This is a genomic window from Vibrio sp. Y42_MX_L11 (assembly GCF_024181785.1).
Classification (GTDB): domain Bacteria; phylum Pseudomonadota; class Gammaproteobacteria; order Enterobacterales; family Vibrionaceae; genus Vibrio; species Vibrio diabolicus.
Genome location: NZ_JAMZAP010000014.1, coordinates 67961 through 89123 on the forward strand (window position 1 = coordinate 67961; position 21163 = coordinate 89123).

15 protein-coding genes, 1 tRNA gene and 1 pseudogene are annotated in these 21163 nt (G+C 45.4%); 9 read left to right on the plus strand and 8 right to left on the minus strand.

The features are described 5' to 3' along the window. Positions 1-259 precede the first annotated feature (259 nt). On the plus strand, positions 260-1273 hold the full coding sequence (locus tag NL643_RS14970) for a GGDEF domain-containing protein (protein ID WP_005393654.1): 1014 nt from the start codon (positions 260-262) through the stop codon (positions 1271-1273). Between the two features lie 104 nt (positions 1274-1377). Here the strand turns inward: NL643_RS14970 and NL643_RS14975 are convergent, their stop codons facing one another. After that, complete coding sequence (locus NL643_RS14975) at positions 1378-1956, minus strand: malate synthase (protein ID WP_005393653.1); 579 nt, start codon at positions 1954-1956, stop codon at positions 1378-1380. Positions 1957-2132: 176 nt separating this feature from the next. Between NL643_RS14975 and NL643_RS14980 the strand changes: the two genes are divergently transcribed. Beyond that, a complete protein-coding gene (locus NL643_RS14980; protein ID WP_080955914.1) occupies positions 2133-3689 on the plus strand; it encodes a DUF3612 domain-containing protein in 1557 nt (518 codons plus the stop codon). A gap of 391 nt (positions 3690-4080) precedes the next feature. Here the strand turns inward: NL643_RS14980 and NL643_RS14985 are convergent, their stop codons facing one another. Further along, positions 4081-5436 (minus strand): diguanylate cyclase, encoded by a 1356-nt coding sequence (locus NL643_RS14985; RefSeq protein WP_253644719.1) that lies wholly within the window; start codon positions 5434-5436, stop codon positions 4081-4083. A gap of 131 nt (positions 5437-5567) precedes the next feature. On the opposite strand from NL643_RS14985, the gene NL643_RS14990 reads away from it, so the two are divergent. Then, on the plus strand, positions 5568-6173 hold the full coding sequence (locus NL643_RS14990) for an alpha-ketoglutarate-dependent dioxygenase AlkB (protein ID WP_167427854.1): 606 nt from the start codon (positions 5568-5570) through the stop codon (positions 6171-6173). A gap of 69 nt (positions 6174-6242) precedes the next feature. Continuing rightward, on the plus strand, positions 6243-7331 hold the full coding sequence (locus tag NL643_RS14995) for a DUF3541 domain-containing protein (protein ID WP_253644720.1): 1089 nt from the start codon (positions 6243-6245) through the stop codon (positions 7329-7331). Positions 7332-7385: 54 nt separating this feature from the next. Here NL643_RS14995 and NL643_RS15000 read toward each other — a convergent pair whose 3' ends face one another. Next, positions 7386-8594 (minus strand): NupC/NupG family nucleoside CNT transporter, encoded by a 1209-nt coding sequence (locus NL643_RS15000; RefSeq protein WP_253644721.1) that lies wholly within the window; start codon positions 8592-8594, stop codon positions 7386-7388. A 562-nt stretch (positions 8595-9156) separates the two neighbouring features. Here NL643_RS15000 and NL643_RS15005 point away from each other — a divergent pair. Together NL643_RS15005 and NL643_RS15010 are read left to right on the plus strand one after the other, a co-directional pair. Next, positions 9157-9240 (plus strand) — tRNA-Leu (locus tag NL643_RS15005). Positions 9241-9272: 32 nt separating this feature from the next. Further along, a complete protein-coding gene (locus tag NL643_RS15010; RefSeq protein WP_047102823.1) occupies positions 9273-9884 on the plus strand; it encodes a DUF2913 family protein in 612 nt (203 codons plus the stop codon). 74 nt (positions 9885-9958) lie between these two features. On the opposite strand, the gene NL643_RS15015 is transcribed toward NL643_RS15010, so the two are convergent. Further along, positions 9959-11359 (minus strand): tryptophanase, encoded by a 1401-nt coding sequence (locus NL643_RS15015; protein WP_253644722.1) that lies wholly within the window; start codon positions 11357-11359, stop codon positions 9959-9961. Between the two features lie 299 nt (positions 11360-11658). Then, on the minus strand, positions 11659-12903 hold the full coding sequence (locus tag NL643_RS15020; protein ID WP_047007977.1) for an NADH:ubiquinone reductase (Na(+)-transporting) subunit B: 1245 nt from the start codon (positions 12901-12903) through the stop codon (positions 11659-11661). A gap of 162 nt (positions 12904-13065) precedes the next feature. Here NL643_RS15020 and NL643_RS15025 point away from each other — a divergent pair, with 162 nt between their 5' ends. The 3 genes and pseudogenes from NL643_RS15025 to NL643_RS15035 all read left to right on the plus strand — a co-directional run bounded on the left by NL643_RS15025 (position 13066) and on the right by NL643_RS15035 (position 16042). Further along, positions 13066-14454 (plus strand): cytochrome ubiquinol oxidase subunit I, encoded by a 1389-nt coding sequence (locus NL643_RS15025; RefSeq protein ID WP_253644723.1) that lies wholly within the window; start codon positions 13066-13068, stop codon positions 14452-14454. Positions 14455-14465: 11 nt separating this feature from the next. After that, positions 14466-15463, plus strand: a pseudogene (cydB, locus tag NL643_RS15030) (cytochrome d ubiquinol oxidase subunit II). A gap of 174 nt (positions 15464-15637) precedes the next feature. Next, positions 15638-16042, plus strand: coding sequence for a cystatin (locus NL643_RS15035; RefSeq protein ID WP_253644724.1), 405 nt, complete (start codon positions 15638-15640; stop codon positions 16040-16042). Between the two features lie 47 nt (positions 16043-16089). On the opposite strand, the gene lhgO is transcribed toward NL643_RS15035, so the two are convergent. The 3 genes from lhgO to NL643_RS15050 all read right to left on the minus strand — a co-directional run bounded on the left by lhgO (position 16090) and on the right by NL643_RS15050 (position 20547). Then, complete coding sequence (lhgO, locus tag NL643_RS15040) at positions 16090-17316, minus strand: L-2-hydroxyglutarate oxidase (RefSeq protein WP_253644725.1); 1227 nt, start codon at positions 17314-17316, stop codon at positions 16090-16092. Between the two features lie 8 nt (positions 17317-17324). Further along, the gene (locus NL643_RS15045; protein WP_253644726.1) at positions 17325-19448 is read right to left on the minus strand and encodes a TRAP transporter permease; all 2124 of its coding nucleotides are present in this window, start codon (positions 19446-19448) and stop codon (positions 17325-17327) included. Between the two features lie 88 nt (positions 19449-19536). Continuing rightward, positions 19537-20547, minus strand: a complete 1011-nt coding sequence (locus NL643_RS15050; RefSeq protein WP_005374185.1) for a TAXI family TRAP transporter solute-binding subunit — start codon at positions 20545-20547, stop codon at positions 19537-19539. Positions 20548-21163 lie beyond the last annotated feature (616 nt).

Consider the following 21163-nt stretch of genomic DNA (forward strand, 5'->3'; position numbering starts at 1 on the left):
CAATAGGGCTTTACGATCATTAGGTTACTGACAATCTCACTAAACCAATTGGCTGGTCATCTTAGAGCCCTTAACACCAAAACATCGTTTGCACATGTTTCATACTAAGATTTTATAAAATTAAAATTTGGCGATATTGATAACGGTCTTAATCACTCATTTTTTATATAAACCATGCAAAAATGATAAAAATTAAAGCGATATCGGTTAATATCCGTTAATCTAAGTCCAATTCCATTTTGCTAGTACCATCGCAGAAATGACCGACGAGTTTAAAAAATCGACCGCTAATTTGAAAAAAGCGGTCCCACTAATGATCAAAAATCATGTTGCTGCCACGCCAGCCAACTATGCGCTTTGGTATACCTACGTTGACAAGACCATTCCTGAACTCAACTTTGAGTTGGATACGGTGTTAGAAAACTACGGTATCTGCCCGCCTGCAACCAATAAACAGCTTTATAACAACTATGTTGCCAGTAAAGCAGAAACTAGCCTTGAAGATCTTAGAACCAATGTAGAAGTTCTGCTGCATGAAGTGTCCAGCTCGATGAGCGATACACTTTCAGATACTTCTTCCTTTTCTGAAATGGTAGACAAAAGTTTTAATAAGCTAGAAAAAGTTGAAGACAACAGCTTAAGTATTGAAGAAGTGATGGTGGTGATTCGTCAACTTGTCGCAGAGTCACACGAAATTCGTCACTCGACAAAGTTTTTGAATAGCCAATTAACTAATGCGAGTGAAGAAATTTCTCGCCTCAAAAATCAGCTGGCTGAAGTTCAGCAAGACGCATTGTTTGATGGTCTATCCAACCTTTACAACCGTCGAGCTTTTGATAAAGATCTGTCTTCGCTTATCGCATCAAATCAAGCAATGACCTTGATCATGCTTGATATCGACCATTTCAAGTCATTTAACGACAATTATGGCCACCTTTTCGGCGATACGGTACTAAAAGCCATTGCCCGTCGACTACAACAAAGCTGTCGAGATGGAATATGCGCGTATCGTTTTGGTGGTGAAGAGTTCGCTTTAATTGTGCCCAATAAATCTCTGCGAATTGCTCGCCAATATGCAGACACACTACGCCGCATGATAGAAAAACTGCGCATCAGAGATAAGCGTTCTGGTACACAAGTTCACAGCATTACCGCTTCTTTTGGGGTAGCAGAATATGAGGTGGGTGATACACCTGAAGCTCTGGTCAATAAAGCCGATAAGCAACTTTATGAGGCAAAACAACTCGGTCGTAACCGCGTGATGCCCATTTAAATCAATTTGTTATGTAAGCTTGGTTAATAGGACCGACTTTTTCGAAATAGAATAAAAAACCCGCACTATTGAGTGCGGGGTCTATTTATCTGGCGCTTCACATCTTAATCGACACTGTAGCAGTAGCTTAGAATATAGTCGTCACCGTTTTTCGCAGTGTATTCTTTATCTTCACTGCATGCCATCGGCTTACCTTTTTTGTCGCCTTTGATTAAGCTGATCCAGTGGCGCATCGCCGTCGGCGCATTACCCGTTAGTTCAGGATTAAACGTAGTGCGTGTTTCCAGTTGAATGTCATCAATATCCATCAACTCCACACAACCGGTGCCTTTATGACAGCCAAATAGCACTTCTACGTGGTTACCTGAATCGTCTTTAAACAAGATCGATTTTGGATCTTCTTTCTCACCCGTATACGCCACAAAGTGTTTTGGGCTTTTCAGGCCGCTGTGTGTGCCGTCTTTGAAGTAAGCCAATACATGGCGGTAATCAATTACGTAACTTGATACATCTTGGTGCGACCCGTTCTCCAATGGGAACATGCGGTCTAGTAGTTGCTTCGCTTTTACTTGCTTCTCGCTCTGCTGCTCAGCACTTACCGCTTCGACGGCAAATACAGCTTCAGCGATAAATGGGCGTTGTTGTTGTTGCATCTCTTTTTTATCGAAGTTCAGCATATTCATCGTCATATCCTCGCACTTAAAAAAACTCGTCCTAGAGTAAAAACTTAATTCCTTCGTTTAAGTTTCAGGCAATTCTGTGAAGTTGATGGTTAATTTCCTTGCCTGCTTATTATGTAGACTAGCGAAATATTGACTACAATTTCACAACAAAAATTTTACAATGTGAATTTTACAAAATGTCTGTGTCAAAAAGCCTTATTCGTCAGTCCCATTTTCTAGGTACGAAAATTCGCAACCTAAGGAAAAACAACCATTTAACTATGGAGGATTTATCTGCACGCTGTGTAAGGATCAATCCTGAGTACGCACCGTCGGTATCTTACCTTTCGATGATAGAGCGCGGAAAACGCGTTCCGAGTATTGATATGCTCGAAGTAATCGCGGAAGTTTTTCAAAAAGATCCTGCGTGGTTTTTAGATGATGAACCGGAATTAGAAGCCATTACACCCAACAAAGGGAATCGTGGCGGTATCAACGGTATGGCATTGGAGCCGAGCTTTTTGTTCTCCAATGATATTCTCCAAATCGCGATTCCAGAGATGTTGTCTCAAACAGGTATTACTGGACGTCAATTCGCCCACTTGTTGATCCGTGCGCACCAAGAGAACCATCAAAACCATTTTCCTGATTTAGAACGCGCAGCCGAAGAGGTCGGCTTGAAACGCCTGAATCTATCGGTAGAAGATCTGATAGATATTGCGAAAAGCATGGGGTTGGATATTCGCTGGGTAGACCGAGCACCACAGGATGTGATTGATGAACTGGGCGTCAGCGCCAAACAGTTGATTACGTCTTTCATGGAGCCACCTGGGACTATTTATCTCAATAAACGAATGCGAGACTACCCAACCCGATTGAAATATGACTTGGCGGTATACATCGGCCATCGCGTGCTCCATAGCAGTGATGCAATGAATAACGTTTTATCTATTGGGCATCAAAACAACTGGGAGCAAATGGACAGCCCAGTTTCCAACTCTGAGCTCAACTCGCAAGATATCCTACAAGCTTGGCGCGATTTTGAGTCCAGCTTTTTTGCTGGTGCCCTGCTTTGCCCCAAAGTACCATTTCGTCAGTTGCTTGACCGTTCCGGTTACGAAATTGATGTTCACAAAAAGGCCGGCGTTTCTCCTTCCGTTGCGATGCGTCGTATGACCGTGGTTTCTCCGTACCCTCATTGGCACTACTTTGATGCCTATGGTCCGGGCAAGTTGAAAGCGGTATATCGTGGAAATGGCATCCCGCTTCCTTGGGGTAATATGCGCAAAGTGAACGATCCTTGCCAACACTGGGCCGTATTTAGACGTCTAGCCCAACCTTTGGATACCAGTTCAGCGCAAATTTCGATTTTGAATGTGGGCGACGAGCCACGTATTTACTGTTGTGAATCAGTCAACGTATTTGACCCTGCGGGGAACAACCGAGTGTTATGCGCGGGGATAGATTTAAACCCTGCGATTTCTGCACAAGGTGGTGATGCGGTTTCTATTGCGGAAGAGCTGAAGTCACTTTGTGTCGCTTCCGGCGGAAGTAGTGTCATTCCTCCCCACATCAAAAAAGACTTAACAACCATCGCTAAGATATTAAACATCAATTGGATAGAACGAGGTATTCAAACGCAAGCTAGGCTAATCTGCTCAAGAGGGGCCGTTTGTCCAAGGCAGCCTAGTTGTTACAGTAAGTGCGGAGAAGCCGATGAGACAGGTGACGACGTGAATATTATTGGTCTCTAGAAAGAAAAAACGCCAATCACAATAATCGTGATTGGCGGTATATACTTGTGAACAATGTGTATTCACTAACAACGTCAGTTGGCTAGGTGACCCTCGGCTTAATAAGGGTCACTCTAGATAAAGCACGATGCGTGCCAACTTTAAAAAGGCCGTTTTTTAATAGATCCAGATGCATATCGTTGCTTTATTAACCATAAATTTCGCAAACTGCATTTGCAAAATGCAACAACATGCAAATATGCCACTTCATGCACTGCTAATAATGACACTCTCAGCAAAGAGTCTATTGATATGTAAAGTCATATATTCTTATACCCAAATGATGGTGAGATTTCGGATTCTCAACCTTATTACCACTGCTCCAAAGTCCTGATTGAAACTGGGCTCAGGTTCATCCGCCATGTTTTTGTTGATACATTCTCTCATCGGCTATTTTCATCATTTGCTCTGGAGATGACATGTCCGGATCAAATATCGCGTACCCAATGCTGGCTCTCAGGTAGATGAGCGCTTCATCGTAAATCACGGGCGTCGAACATAAAGCTAACCTGAGCTTTTGTAGCAGAGACTGAACATTTTCTTCCGTCCCAGGGTTATGAACGACAACTAAAAACTCATCCCCTCCCATTCGGGCCACAATATCTGATTTACGCAGAGAGCTTTTCACTCTCTCAGCCGTAGCGACTAAGACCTTGTCGCCTGCGTCATGACCATAGGTATCGTTAATATGTTTAAACCTATCCAGATCTATATTGATTAAGGCGAAGCTGTAACGCTTTTTGTAACGTTTCGCTATTTCAAACTGCTGCTTGTAAAACTTCATAAAATAGCGACGGTTTGGTAAGTGCGTCAGTTCATCATGCAGTGCTCTATCATCCGCAATGGTGTACAAGCGATAAATCGCAATAAGCGCGAGGCTCAGTGCAAAAACAATGGGATAACCGATAAGCCTTGCTAAATAAAGCTGATGCCAAGGAATTTGACGGTCGAGTTTGTCTCCGGAGAAAACCACCATACTCCACCCACCATAAGGAAAATGAACCATTTCTTTCGCGTATGGCTTTTTGGTTTCACTCAGTGCGCCAAAGAAAACGTCACCAAAAGCACCGCCACTGTCGTAACCACGAATCATCAAAGGGTAGCGATAAGAAAAATCGATCACGCCAGTTTCTCGCATCAGAGCATCAAAATTAATCACCGCACTGATCACACCCCAATAATCTTGGTTCAACGGTGGATCAAGAAAAACCGGAACCCGCACGATCAAGCCTTTGCCGCCTTGAATCAAGTTGACAGGTCCTGCTATAAATATTTCTTGTATATCTTTAGCTTTTTGCACCTGTACCCACTGCTGTGGCACCGTTCGGTAATCGAGGCCGATTAAACGCTCATTACCTTGGCGGGGAAATATATGACTGATAACATCATTCTTCGCAATGCCAATGATCGTAATATGTTTGCTTTTGCTCAGGATGCGGTGAGCCGCAATGTTCAATTCGTCTTCTTGATTTTTAGGCAGTAAAGTAATGAGTGTCGCCAAGGTACTGGCTTTATAGATATCCGCCATAAGTACCGCTTCCAAATTGGAACGGAGGGTGGAAAGTTGCTCTTTGGCCTCAACTTGAACTCGCTCTTGGTGAAGCTCTTGCTGATTTCGATGCAACAGCTCAATAACCCCAACGCATAAAGCGAAAAAACAGAGGAAGAACAATGCAAAATAGCATCGCTTTCTGGGTAAATAACGCATTTTCTCCCCACAACTCGTATATCGTTACGAGATTTTTATTTATTGTTAAAATTCTTATTATCACAAGAATAACCAATCCCAATCGGAAAGGTAACAGTGATTAAAATTTTTTATGTTTTAGGTATGAGATGATGCATCAACAAGGCGATTTATTTGGCGGTACTCAGTGGCAAGAAGTAGAAAGGGGTAAACTCTATTACGATCCTTACTTTCTTAGCCATCTAGAAGCGGATCACTACTTTGACCAACTTCTGGAAATACTGCCATGGCATCAAGAGCGCATTACCATGTTCGGCAAGTCAGTACTTCAACCTCGTTTACAAGCGTGGCACGGTGATGCAGCATATACTTACTCAGGCTTAACCATGCAGCCTCACCCTTGGACTCCTGAGTTAACTCAACTCAAAGTGCGCTGTGAGACGATTGCGGATGTAGCCTTCAACTCTGTACTTGCCAACCTATACCGACACGGCCAAGATTCGATGGGCTGGCACCAAGACAATGAACCAGAGCTAGGTAGAAATCCGGTTATCGCCTCTTTGAATTTAGGTGAAACACGTCGATTTTTGCTCAGAAATTTACATTGTAAAACTGAGATTGAATATGAGCTTTCTCACGGCTCCTTACTGGTTATGGCTGGCGAGCTCCAACATCACTGGAAACACTGTGTACCAAAAACCGCGAAAACCAAAGGTGAACGTATCAATCTGACTTTTCGACAGATTTTTAACTATTGACTCAGCTTTTACATTCTTAATTAATATTGATGGTAGGTTTAGATTCAGGACTTCATAGGGAATGGATTTATGCGTATCAAACCTCTTAGCTTAGCGGTCTTACTCTCTTGCTCACTTACCTTTGCTGTTCAGGCATCACAGGAAGAGATACCGCTCCTAGATAATGCTCAATCAGCACAGTTGATTCGTAGTACCTACGAGCAGGAACTGTTCACTTTACCTGCGTTTAAAGAGGGGCACTTTGGCTTACGCATGTACCGCCAGACATTAGATGAGAAATATCACGCTGCCGTTTGGACCGACATGGCACAAATAGCTAGCCGATTAAACCGATTTGCTAATGAAGTCGTTGAACCTGAAGATATTATTCTTTATTCATCACAAAGATTGACCGCGTATCAAGAGAAAGAAAGTGAGCGAGGGCAGCGACGCTATACCGTCACTAAACACCATCCTGAGTACCTTTATCTTGGCGTGGATTTGCTTGGCGCAATGGCAAGAGCAAACGAATATGGTCTGAAACATAAGCAAGACAAAACGCTAAGAAAGATCCTGAGGCGCTACGATTTCTCGCGTTACGTTACGGACAAAGAAATGATAGAGGCGTGGGCAGCTCAGCTCGCAAACCAAGTCTACTGGCTTCGCCAGCTAGGCGAGCAAGATGTGGTCGAGGAATTCACTCAAACCTTCCGTAACACCTACCCTGACGATAAAGATAAGATGCTGTCAGCGCAGCAGTATTGGAATAAACTCTATGGTATGACGCACATCATCTTTGCCGACTCACAGTACTATCAAGAACGAGTAAGCGAAAAGAAACACCAATGGATTTATGATTACTTTCGCAACAACATCGACACTATCCTACTGCGCGCCAAAGAAGACGTAATTGCAGAAGTCGGCATTTCGTTTTTGTTAGCAGGCTTGGATCACGATCCGGTCGTCGAGAAAACCCGCCAAGCCATTCGTCACGCAATCAACGCTGAAAAAGGAATGATTCCATCGGTCGATGGGAGTTTTGATCTCAAGTACGGCGAGCACCGTAACGTGCTAGCCATCATGCTGCTCGATTGGAAAGGGGTACATAAAGCGCCAACTTATCAAGAGCACCCTGACGCTTTTAAATCAATACCCTACGGCTTAATACCTAAGCCTTAGAAATAATAAAACCCGCCATTTAGGCGGGTTTTTAGTGTGCATCTTCAATCTAAATTAGAGCGAGATGAAAATGCCCGCTAAACACGCACTCATCAGGTTAGCGAGTGTGCCAGCAGCAACCGCTTTTAGGCCTAAACTTGCTACATCTTTGCGGCGCTCAGGTGCCATCACGCCGATAGAACCCAGCTGAATCGCAATTGAGCCAATGTTTGCAAAGCCACACAACGCAAAAGTGATGATGACTTGAGTATGCTCAGACAGCGTCGCTTTGTGCTGTACAAAATCGATAAACGCGACAAATTCGTTCATCACAACTTTCTGACCAATGTATGAACCCGCAGCAAGGATTTCGTGGCTTGGCACACCAATCAACCACGCTAGAGGTGCAAACAAGTAACCAAAAATCGCTTGTAGCGTCACACCAGAGAAACCAAGTATGTCACCTAAGTTTTCTAGTCCCGTGTTCACCATCGCGATAACACTAACAAAAGCGATAAGCATGGTACCAACAGCAACGGCCACTTTCATACCGCCCATGGCGCCGCTTGCTAGCGCATCAATAACGTTGCTTTCTTCTGATTTATCTAGCTCAATATCGTTGTAATCGCTTGGCGTTTGGCGTTCAGGAACAATGATTTTTGCCATCATCAAACTACCTGGAGCTGCCATAAAGCTTGCCGCAATCAAGTATTTTAGGTCGACACCCAAACCGGCATAACCACCAAGCACACTGCCCGCCACTGAAGCCATACCACCAGCCATCACAGCAAATAGTTCAGAGCGAGTCATGCTCGAAAGAAATGGACGAATAAGAAGTGGGGACTCGCCTTGAGATAAGAAAATGTTACCTGTTGCAACCAGAGACTCTGCTTTGCTCGTACCCAAGAACTTCTGGATAGCGCCGCCAATAAATTGAATCACTTTTTGCATGATGCCCAAGTAGTAAAGGGCGGAGATAAGAGCACTGAAGAAGATGATGATAGGAAGGACACGAATAGCGAAGATAAAGCCAGAAGAAGCGAGGTCACCAAAGAGGAATTTAATCCCCTCATCAGCAAAGCTGAGTAGCCCCGCGACACCATTACTTAAACTCGCCAGCGCCGCCTGACCTAACGGGAAATAAAGCACTAAGGCAGCAAATCCCATTTGTAGCATCAAGGCGCGAGATACGGTTTTCCAATTAATGGAAGAACGGCCCTCAGAAAGTAGGAAAGCACAACCTAGCAGTGCAACAATACCAAATAGACTAAATAGAACACTCATGAGCTGGACCTACTGAACGTTGAAAAAGAAAAAAGAGCCAAAGGAATTGGCAGAAGAAAGGGACAACGCAGCGAGTGATAACTCGCCTTCAGATCCAGAATGTAGACAGAACGAATAGTTCGACATCTTATTTTTACCTTATACAAGCAATTGAACGTAGCTGGTCCGGTCCGTGGGGTCATTCACTGCTGGCGAGCGTATTGCTTGGCCTGTTCCATGTGACGGCTTGTATGGGTAAGGGTCCTGAACAACTAAACCCTAATTCCCGCTTAAACGGGACGCAAGTATAGCCAACAAAAAGAGATATTCATCACATTTATTTACGCAAACGTTCAAGCGTTCAAAATTTAGGCAAAAACGTTCTTTTGTCGTCATACTGTTAATAAAAGTAAGGGCATAAGGACAGACTTTGATGGTAAAAAACGCAAAAGTGACCAATAAATACGCAATCAAACTCGAAAGATCCAAAATTCGTCATTTTGCTCTCGCCAACAGATGGATTTTGGTTATACAATTCGCGGTGCTTCTTTTCGAGGCCTCTGAGTATTCAGAGCATCATGATGCCGAGATGGTGAAATTGGTAGACACGCTAGCATGAGGTGCTAGTGCCTTTGGTGTGAGGGTTCGAGTCCCTCTCTCGGCACCATTATCCTTCTTCCCTAATTTTGTTCGAGTGTAATGCAAAGTTCTAAGCAGGCAAGACAGTCTACAGATGCTAACCAACTTCTGAGTGAGCTTGCGGTTCACGCTTTATTGCACCTGCACTTTAAAATTCACGCGTCCTCGCATGGCCTCTCCCTTAAAGAGCGTAACGACTTACTGCAGAAATGGCTGAAGCCAAAACTGAAGAGTAATCGCTATAAGCTGATTAAAAAGCCGTTAAAGTCTTTGACTCAACAGGCAAAAGGCGAGAACGGAAATCTGGAAGCGTTACTCGAACGTTGCGTGGGTGCAGATAAACCACGTAACCCTCAACCTGATCTAGATAGCTACTTGCTGTTGATTAACGAGATTGAGAAGAAGTTGGGGACTACCGTATTATTATCTCGACCGGAAGACGTCGACTTATCTCACGACCAACACGGCTGTTTGCTGTGTGTGCTTTCTGAGAACTTAAATCAGCATTTCGATGATAATAACGCCCTAATCGCTCCTATTTCGATGCTGTTCCGTGGACCAATGAGTCAACGCTCACTTTTCCTTGGCAGCATTTACGCCAGTGGTACATTCAATTATGAAGTGCAGTACCAGGACGATCAGTTCGTTCGCATTACATTAGAGTTGGCGTAACTGTAACGCTAAGAAACAAATCGAAAAAGGCCGCGAAACTCGCGGCCTTTTGCTTTTCTATATTCAAACCTTAATTAATCGATTTCTTTAAACCGAGCAGTAAAGTGGCGCAGCACTGGTGGTTCATACTCAAAAGTGAGCCCTTTTAACTCATGTGCACGATTTTTCAGCTCGATAATCGCATCCGCAATGTAATCCATATGGTCGTTGGTATAGACGCGGCGTGGAATGGTCAAACGCATTAATTCTAACTCTGACGCTTTTTGTTTACCCGTATCAGGGTCACGACCAAGCAGTAGTGATCCTATCTCTACTGCTCGAATACCCGCCTCCAAGTACAAGGCATTACACAATACCTGCGCAGGGAACTGATCCGTTGGAATATGTGGCAAAATCTTAGCGGCATCCACAAACACTGCGTGACCACCCGTTGGGTATTGAATTGGAATACCGCCTTCACGTAAGCGCTCACCTAAGTATTGAACTTGGCTAATTCGGTAGTGAAGAAAATCTTCATCTGCCGCTTCATACAAACCGCGAGCGAGCGCTTCCATATCACGCCCAGCCATACCACCGTATGTCACAAATCCTTCCATGGGTACACAACGTGTCTGCACTGCTTGGAACAACTCTTTATGCTCACGAATACAACACATACCACCAATGTTTACCATCGGGTCTTTCTTAGCCGACATGGTGAGCATGTCACCGTATTGGTACATCTCGCGAATGATTTCCAGAATCGATTTATCTTCGTACCCTTCTTCACGCTGCTTAATAAAGTAGGCGTTCTCACAGTAACGAGCCGAGTCAATCACCACCGGAATATCGTACTTGGTTGCAATCTCGTACACGCTGCGCATGTTTTCCATCGACACAGGCTGGCCACCGGAGCTATTACAAGTAATCGTGGTGATAATCGCACAAATGTTATGTGAACCGTGCGCTTCAATTGTTGCCACCAGCTTATCGATATCAAAGTTGCCCTTCCAATCATAAGGCGTAGTGGTGTCGAATGCTTCTTCCGTTACCACGTTAATTGCTTTACCGCCATTGAGCTCGATGTGACCCGCGGTGGTATCAAAATGGTAGTTCGATATAAATACTGGCGTTTCACCACCACGCACTTGACGCATACGCTCAATCAAAGCTGGGAACAAAATTTGCTCGGCACCACGCCCTTGGTGCGCAGGCACGGTGAGCTTGTAACCAAAGAAGTGCTCTACTGCATCACACAGGTTGTAGTAATTTCGGCTACCCGCATAGGATTCATCCCCCATCATGATGCCAGCCCACTGATTATCACTCATGGCACCAGTGCCAGAGTCAGTCAGCAAATCGATATAAACATCATCACTACGAAGAAGAAATGGGTTATAACCCGCTTCTTTTAACGCGACTTCACGGTCTGCCAAAGTGGTCATTTTGATTGGCTCAACCATTTTGATACGGAAAGGTTCTGGAATACGTTTCATTGTTAATTTCCTTATACGCATTGCCCTACGCGCTACCACGTAAGACTAAAAAAACAAATAGATAAAATGCTTTTCAATGCGGTTGCATTGAGGAAATCAACGAGAAGAGATTTTACTAAGCAGAGACAAGCAGTAGTCTAGGTTGTACCAGAACGACAGCACCAAACGGCTATCGAGAATATCCTTTATTCTCATCGTCTTCGTCCTCCTGATAAAAATAAAAAGCCAGAAACCCCATGTTTCTGACCTTTTCAATATAGTGCAGTTTTCAATCAACTTTCAGTGAAGTCACCCTCATTTTAAGAAGGTCTCGCCCTTTTCATTCTGCGTTTGATATTACTTTCTTTGACTAAATAATCGAAAAGTGGCGCGAATAAGTTAGCAAATAGAATCGCTAACATGATGCCTTCTGGATAAGCTGGGTTCAGCACTCGGATAAAAATCGTCATCACACCGATTAATAGTCCGTATGCCCATTTACCGCCATTGGTAAAAGCCGCCGAGACAGGATCTGTCGCCATAAAGAAGGTACCAAACGCGACCCCACCAATCACGAAGTGCCAGTAAAACGGCATGGAGAACATTGGGTTAGAGTCCGAACCGATCGCATTCAATAATAATGAAGCCGCCACTAAACCAACCAACACGCCTGCAACGATTCGCCACGACGCTATCTTCATAAAGATAAGAATAAAGCCTGTTAATGCAATCAACAGCGTGGAGACTTCACCCATCGAGCCTGGCAAATTACCAACAAGAGCATCTCCCCATGAAATTGGCTGTCCCGTCATACTATTTATCAAGGCACTTTGTCCACCTTCATACCATTGGCTCAGCGGTGTAGCGCCAGAGTAACCATCTGCCGCAACCCAAACAGCCCCGCCAGACATGTTAGCGGGATAAGCGAAGTACAAGAAGGCTCGCCCTGCTAGTGCCGGGTTTAAGAAGTTTCGCCCCGTACCACCGAAAATCTCCTTCGCCACAACAATACCGAAAGTGATACCTAAAGCCGCTTGCCACAGTGGAATTGTCGGAGGAAGGATCAGCGCGAATAGTATAGAGCTGACAAAAAAGCCTTCGTTCACCTCATGCTTTCGAACAATAGCAAACAGAACTTCCCAGAAACCACCAACGATAAACACCGTCGCATAAACCGGAATAAAGTAAGTGGCGCCAAGCCACATTTTACTTGCCCACCCCGCCTGTGAAACCGCATCTAACGAGCCCCATACCCAACTCAGTTGCCACGAAGAGGCCAGCGCTTGCTGAGCTGAGGCTTGATCCATTCCATACAACAAAGCATCGCTGGACTGCTGACCTATGTTGTACATACCCCAGAACATGGCAGGGAAGACCGCCAGCCACACCATGATCATAATACGTTTTAAATCGATGCTATCTCGAACGTGAGTCATGCCCTGGTTAACCTTACCAGGCGTGTAAAAAATGGTTTCGACAGCTTCGAACAATGGATAGAACTTGTGATACTTCCCACCTGGGCCAAACTTAGGTGTCGCTTTCTCAAAGTAGTGTTTAAGGCTCATAACAACTCCTCCTTTATCTAAAAGATGGTACGCACTGCCGTAAAAAGCGATCGTTTTTTAATCTCTTAGCCTTCCTTCTTCGTATTCCATTTTGTTCGTCGCTCTTCCCTCATCTCTTCTAATTCGGCGAACTGTTAATTCGAAACTTAAAAGGGAATGCCCATGGATACACTCGCCATCGATTTAGCCAGATTCCAATTTGCCTTTACTGTCTCTTTCCACATCATTTTTCCAGCGTTTACGATTGGTTTGGCAAGTTACCTCGCCGTGTTAGAGGGCTTGTACTTAAAAACGGGCAACAAACAGTACATGCAGATATATAAATACTGGCTCAAAATCTTTGCCATCAGTTTTGGTATGGGTGTGGTAAGTGGCATCGTGTTGAGCTATCAATTCGGGACCAACTGGAGCGTATTTGCCGACAAAACAGGCCCAGTCTTAGGCCCGTTAATGGGATATGAAGTTTTCACTGCGTTTTTCCTCGAAGCGGGGTTTTTAGGCGTGATGCTCTTCGGTATGGATAAGGTAGGCAAGAAGCTTCACTTCACAGCGACTTGTATTGTTGCATTCGGGACGTTTTTGTCTGCGTTTTGGATACTTTCGGTCAATAGCTGGATGCAAACACCAACGGGCTACAGTATCAACGAAGCCGGACAGTTTATCCCAGAAGATTGGTGGGCGATTGTCTTCAACCCTTCCTTCCCTTATCGGCTCGTTCATATGTTGCTCGCCGCTTACCTCACTACCGCCTTTGTTGTAGCGGGCGCTGCCGCTTATCACTTACTAAAAGCAAACCATAATCCACTAGCCAGAATTATGTTCTCGATGGCAATGTGGATGGCAGCCATCGTGACACCAATTCAAATCGTTGCTGGAGACATGCACGGATTAAACACCCTTGAACATCAACCCGCCAAAGTTGCCGCGATGGAAGGGCACTATGAGTCTCACCAAGGCGCGCCATTGATCCTCTTCGGTATCCCTAACGATGAAGAAAAACGTATGGAATACGCACTGGAAATCCCCAAACTCGGTAGTTTGATTTTAACTCATGACCTCAACGGCAAAGTAAAGGGCTTAGATGCTTTTCCAGAGGAGGAACACCCTCCTGTATCTATCGTTTTCTGGTCTTTCCGAGTAATGGTCGCGCTTGGTTTTGGCATGCTTGTTATTGGTTTGTGGAGCCTTTGGCTAAGAAAACGTCGCAAACTTTTTGATTCGAGGGCACTTCAACGTATTTGTGTCCTGTTTGCCCCAGCGGGGTTCATTGCAGTTTTAGCAGGCTGGATAACTACCGAAGTCGGTCGACAGCCTTACACCGTATACGGTCTTTTAACCACAACCAATTCGGCATCGCCTATTGATGCCGCCGCGGTGAGCGTCTCCCTGACGGCGTTCATCGTGGTTTACTTTGTGGTTTTTGGAGCAGGCTTCTTCTATCTCCTACGTTTGATGCGCAAATCTCCAACTCGTTATGAAGAAGGCTTAGACAGCCGACTTCCTGATGGCACGAAAACCGATGCTATCACACACTCTAACCATCTAACCTAGGAGGCTAGCTCATGGATTACGCATTAATTTGGTACGCTTTGATCGGGCTCGCCGTTCTGATTTATGTCGTGTTAGATGGCTTTGATCTCGGTATTGGTATCCTCTTCCTCAGCGCGAATGACGATGAAGAGCGCGACATGATGATGAACAGTATCGCTCCTGTTTGGGATGGGAATGAAACTTGGCTAGTTCTTGGCGGTGGTGGGCTTTTTGCCGTGTTCCCCCTCGCCTACGCGGTCATTATGCCAGCACTCTATGCTCCCCTGATTTTAATGCTGCTCGGGCTAATTCTGCGCGGGGTTTCTTTTGAGTATCGCTTCCGAACACAACGCGGAAAGTTTTTATGGGATAGCGCTTTTTCATTGGTTCACTCACCGCGGCATTGATGCAAGGCATTATGCTTGGAACCCTGCTCCAGGGTATAGAAGTTAGTGAACGAGCATACGCAGGTGGATGGTTTGATTGGCTTTCGCCATTTAGCGTATTTTGTGGCTTGGCGCTTGTTTGTGCTTATATTCTGCTTGGTTCATGCTGGTTATTAATCAAGCTTCCAGAAGAGCTGATGGGGCGTTACTATGTGGTCGCGCGACGATGGGGGCTAGCAATGGTAGCCTGTATATTCATCGCTAGTTTGTGGTTGCCATTGAGCCAACATATCGTCTTTGAACGTTGGTTCTCATTACCAAACTCGCTGCTGTTTTTCATCTTACCAATTATTGCAGCGGCACTCATTTGGCAGCTATTCAAAGCCTTGCTCGACCACAAAGCTGTTCGTGCCTATGTACTTGCCATCGGCCTGTTTCTTGTTTCCGCGATGGGTTTCGGTGTCAGTACATTTCCTTACTTGGTCCCATTCGCACTCACTTATCAAGACGTCGCCGCGCCAGATAAAAGTTTGGCATTTTTACTTGCCGGTGCGGTGGTATTACTTCCTCTGATCATAGCCTACACGGCTTATTCGTATTGGGTTTTCCGCGGTAAGATGAAACGTGGAGAGGGATATCACTAATGAAACTAAAACCCATTTTGTGGTTCATTAGCATTTGGCTGGCAAGCGTGGTCGCCTTGTTTATCGTCAGTTCGCTGATACGAGCTGCGATATTGTAGGCCAAGAGTCTACTGCACCACATCTGAAGTCATTGAGGTCTATACTCAAGCAAGAGTAAAACAACGGAGTGTTTTTATGACCTTAAAGCGGTTTCTGGTAACTTTAATTCCTTTGACGGTTCCACTGTTTTCACCAAATGCATTGGCCGTAGACAAGCAGATGTCATCCGCCATGAAAAGTAAAATGCGGTCTATTTGCTCCGCAACAAACGAACAGAGCCATTGGCAACTTGCTGAGGCAACTCCTGACGCCAGACGCTCACTCAACATGGTGCTTTATCAAATGAATGCCGATGATAAATTGAAAGCAATTCATGAGGTGAGAACGAAAATGGTCGGCGGCACCCATTATGCGTTTGAGTTCGAGTTGCAAGATGGCCAAGTCTGGAACGCGATAGTCTTGCACAGTGCCCGAGGCGATTACATGATCGAAAGACACGCTAAGAAAGGCGAACTCTGCCCTAAAGAAGGCGAGTCATAAAACCTCGCTTCAAATATAGCAAAGGCGACAGTTACGTCGCCTTTGTTTTATACCGTTTTAGCCTCTATCTTCTCATTCACCTTATCGCAAATGTACTCCCCAATCGGCATTGCCGATGTCGCTGCGGGAGAGGGTGCGTTGCAAACATGCAAGCTTCTTGCGCTCTCGGCAAACAAGAAGTCATGAACCAAAGTGCCATCGGATAACACTGCTTGCGCACGAATACCCGCAGGATATGGTTTGAGATCGTCTACCTTGATGCTAGGGCAGTATTTGTTGACCAACTTGAGATAGCCCGGCTTCCACCAAGAGTTCTTAAACTCATCCAATCCGGTTTTAAAATGCTTTTGTGTCACCTTCCAGAAACCGGAGAAACTAAGCATTTGCATGGTATCTTGCAGGCTAAAGTTAACCTTGTCGTACCCTTCTCGCTTCCAACCTTGCACCGCATTTGGACCAACGGTCACGCTGCCATCAATCATACGCGTTAGGTGGACACCTAAGAATGGCAAATCAGGGTCGGGAATTGGATAAATAAGATGATTCACCACTTGGTCGTGTTTGCTATCTAAGCGGTAGTATTCACCACGATAAGGGATGATCTGAAAGTCAGTTGGAATACCCATCATCTTAGTCATACGATCCGCCATCAAGCCGCTGCAAGTAACCAAGAACTTGGTATTAAGTTGCATGGTTTGACCGTCTGAAATGCAGGTCAGTTGGACTTCTTCGTCCTTCTCTTCGGCTGCCACCACTTTGGTTCTCAGGCTGATTTGACCTCCGAGCTTTTTGAACTCTTCCGCCATCTGCTCAGTGACCAAACGATAATCGACAATACTGGTGGTTTTGACATAAATCGCGCCCAAGCCTGTGATGTTTGGTTCAGCCAGTTTGAGTTGAACTTCATCGAGTAGCTTTACGTCGATACCGTTGACATGGCAGCGCTCATAAAGGGCATTCATACGTTCGACTTCTTGCTCATTGGTCGCAACCAACAACTTGCCACAGTTCTCCACCGGAATATCGTGCTCAGCACAGAACGAAATGGTTCGCTCTACCCCACGCTTACAAAAATCGGCTTTTAAGCTGCCCGGTGCGTAGTACACCCCAGCATGAATCACGCCGCTATTGTGTCCGGTTTGGTGCTTGGCAAAACCGGACTCTTTCTCAACCAATAAAATGGATTTTTCTGGATGACGTTGCTGCAGTTGCCATGCCGTCGACACACCAACGATACCGCCACCAACAATGATGTAGTCATAGACTGATTTCATACGACCTCTTATAAAACCGATAGTTGAGATTGTTGCAGTTTGAACTTGCGACCACTGTAAATGAACACCGCGACAAATACCGCGCAGCTTGCCACACGAATCAACATTGGAATGTCGTGCCAAACCAGCAAAGTACCCACCACAACCAACAAGAGACGCGTCAGAATGTTTAGAGGACCTTCCAAGTAACCTTCAATCGCACCAATCAATGCATAGGTTCCGATGATGGCAAAGAAGCCCACGGTAATCACCGACGTCACATCCCAACTGACCAAGCCTGTGTAAGCAATCAACAACGGGACAAGATACAAACCTTTGGCGATTTTCCACGCCATCAGACCGGTACGCATTGGCGGTGTTTTTGCAATGGTTGCTGCTGCAAATGCGGTCAAACACACTGGAGGCGTAACGTTACTGTCTTGCGATAACCAGAAGATGATGAGGTGAGCAGCCAGCAATGCCAAGCCTACCGCTTCCATACCCAAACTTTGTTCTAGTAGGGTTTCCATAAAGTCCGCAGGCACTAGCGCCACCATTTCTTTCGCGGTTTCCAACGCCATTGGTGCATTAAGCAGTTCCAGCTTTTCTGGCGCCGCCAACATAAAGATGGCTTTTGCTTGTTCAGGCAATTGACCCGATACCATCAATTCAAGCAATTGGTTTTCTGCAATCAACTTGTAAAGCGCAGGGGCAGACAGTGTTCCCAATACAATATACGCCGCTGTTACAGGTAAACCCATACCCAAAACAAGAGAAGCGAGCGCAATCAGAACGATCATGATGAACAAGTCGCCATTCGCCCAACCGTCGATCATCAGTGAGAACGTGTTGCCGATGCCCGTTGTACTGATCACGTTGATCACCAGACCAATACCCACCAGCAATACGGCAGTTGTCGCCATGTTTTTCGCGCCTTGCGAAAGTGCTTCGATGATCGCTTTTGGTCCCATCTTGTGATCTTTCGAGAACCAAGACGCCACCACCACTGAGATGATCGACAAGCCCGCAGCGTAAGTCGGTGTAAAACCTTGAACCAACAAAGTAACCAATACCGCCAGTGGGATAAGATTGTGCCAACCGCTGATGAGCACTTTAAGTAATGATTCATCGCTGGTAGTGATCTTCTGAACGCCGCTGCGTTTGGCTTCGATACGCACAAAGAACGCCACAGACAAGAAATAGATAAGAGCAGGAATGAAAGACACCGCGATGATATCAACATACGGAATTTGCGTGTAAGACGCCATGATGAAAGCACCCGCGCCCATCACTGGTGGCATCAACTGACCACCTGTCGACGCAGCCGCTTCAACGCCCGCCGCGAAGCGCGAAGGGAAACCTGCTTTTTGCATCAAAGGAATACTGATAACACCGGTTGAAACCGTATTTGCCACACTCGATCCAGATACTGAGCCCATCAAACCGGAGCCAATCACAGCAATAAAACCGGGGCCGCCGATGATTTTGCCTGCCGCAGCACGTGCCACATTGATAATGTAATCACCGACACCAGAGCGAACAAGAAACGCCCCAAACAGAATGAACATGAACACGAAAGTCCAACTGATGCGCGAGATAGAGCCAAACATGCCCTCAGAAGAATAAAAGCTACGGTAGAGCAAAGTTTCCATGCTCAAACCCGGGAAGTGGAAAATACCTGTCGCCCACTTACCCCAAAGCACAACGTAACTCAGACACACCACAATCAGCACTGGAATAAACCAGCCCATGGTGCGTCGAATCAGTTCGATAACAATCAGAATTGCCATGATGGCGAAGACCCAATCGCTGGTCACGAACTTCACACCGCGTTCGTACAGCGCATCTTCGGCATAGGGAATGTAGAGCAAACACGCGACAGCGCCCATGGCAATTAACACATCGATACCGAGTGCAATCTTACTCTGCTTGAGAGAGATATGAGCCGGATACCAAAGCGCACAAATCACCGCAAAGCCAGCAAAGTGGGTCGCAGAAATCCATAACTCCGGTAACGTCGATAAGGTATTAAACCAAATGTGCAAAGCAGACAACACCACGCCAAACACAGTGATTGTAGTGGTTACCCACGGAAAATCAGTGCGCGTGGGCAGCTCAAACTTCTGCAATTCCTTTTCTATTGAGTCACTCATCTCATACTCCAAGCTCTGGCGGCTTTTTCCATCTTAGAAATCGGTAGGGATAAAATGCCCCGAGCTGAAACTCGGGGCCAAGTTAGCGTTATTTCGCCATTAGGTCTGATGGGATTTCGATGCCCATTTCTTTGTAGTAACGCGCCGCACCTGGGTGAAGAGGCACTGGCAAACCAGCGATCGCTTTCTCAATCGCCATTGCTTTTGTTGCTTTGTGGATGCCTTGTAGGAAAGGCAGGTTCTCGTAGATCGCTTTGGTTAGCTGGTACACGTCTTCTTCCGAGATATCTTCACGAACTGCCAAGAAGTTAGGCTGTGCAATGGTGGTGATCGGCTTATCTAGACCTGGATACGTGTTCGCAGGGATCTCGTACTTCGTCCATAGGTTGTAGTTGCCGTTCGCCTCTTTGATTTGCTCGTCAGTAAACGAAAGGATCGAAATGTCTTTACCCAGCGCAGCAAAAGCTTGAGTAACCGCACCAACAGGTACACCCGCAGGCGTGTTCATGCCGTCAATGGTGCCGTTTTGAAGTGCGCTCGCACTGCCGCCGTAGCCCATGTAAGCAAGATTGAATTTATCAGGATCTACCTTCAGACCTTTCATGATTTGGCGACCAGAGTTCTCAGTACCTGAGTTCTTCTTACCGATAGAGAACTTCTTACCGTCTAAATTGTTCAGGTCAGTCACTGTGCCCGTTTTTGCTAGGTCAGAGCGAACAATAAAGTGCTCAACGTTTTGCCACAGCATAGAGACTGAACGCAGCTGCTCTTGGCGACCGCTCTTCTCATAAGGACCTTCACCAGACCAAGCCCATGCACCGTAAAGACCTTGCAGAATCGCGAACTGTGCTTCGTTTTCGTTCAGCAGTTTGACGTTTTCACCAGAGCCCGCAGAGCTGATTGCAGAAAGGGAGAAGTGGTGCTTTGGTGCCAATTTCACTTTGCTTAACGTCGCCAACGCTACGCCCACAGGGTAGTAAGTACCACCTGTCGATGCCGTTGCAAGAATGTAGCTACGATCTTCTGCCGCAGCGTTAGCAGCAATACCAAAAGAAGTCACAGCGACAGCCAAAGCTTTTACCAGCTTATTCATTTTCATTATTACTCTCCGTGTAGTCGTTTCACGATTGGGGATTTACATCATGTTAAACCTTTATTAACAACATATTCCCTAGAGCAATTGAAATGCCAACTTTTAACCCTTTGTATTTATTGAACTAAGTGCTAAAAGACATCAAAAATGAGCAAAATCATGCTGATTTGATAGTAAAGTAATGAGCAAGATCTTGCTCATTGAAGAGAAGAAGGTTGCACGCCTAGATCGCAAAAGGTTAATAAAATGTGATCAAGACAAAATAAATGCACGATTCACTAATAAGCAATATTTTGCCGATGCAATTTTGGATTGAACTGCAACTAATGAGCGTCTTAACAATAAGAACAAAAAGCGTATCATTCTACACTGCTCAATTTATCAGCGGAGGTTTATAGCCTAAACGACTACAAATAGCACAAAAATACAGCAAAGAAAGCCATGTTACAAAAATGAAAAGTCATTTATTCTGATTTTGAATTTAAAAAGCAGCTCGATCCACCAGTTCAGAAACAAACATTGACCGTATCAACTTATTTTCTACTTCGGGGTTGTGCCAATAGCCCTATGTTCGTTAGTGTAACAACACACCAAGGCAAACGTATTCCTTGGTATTTTTTCG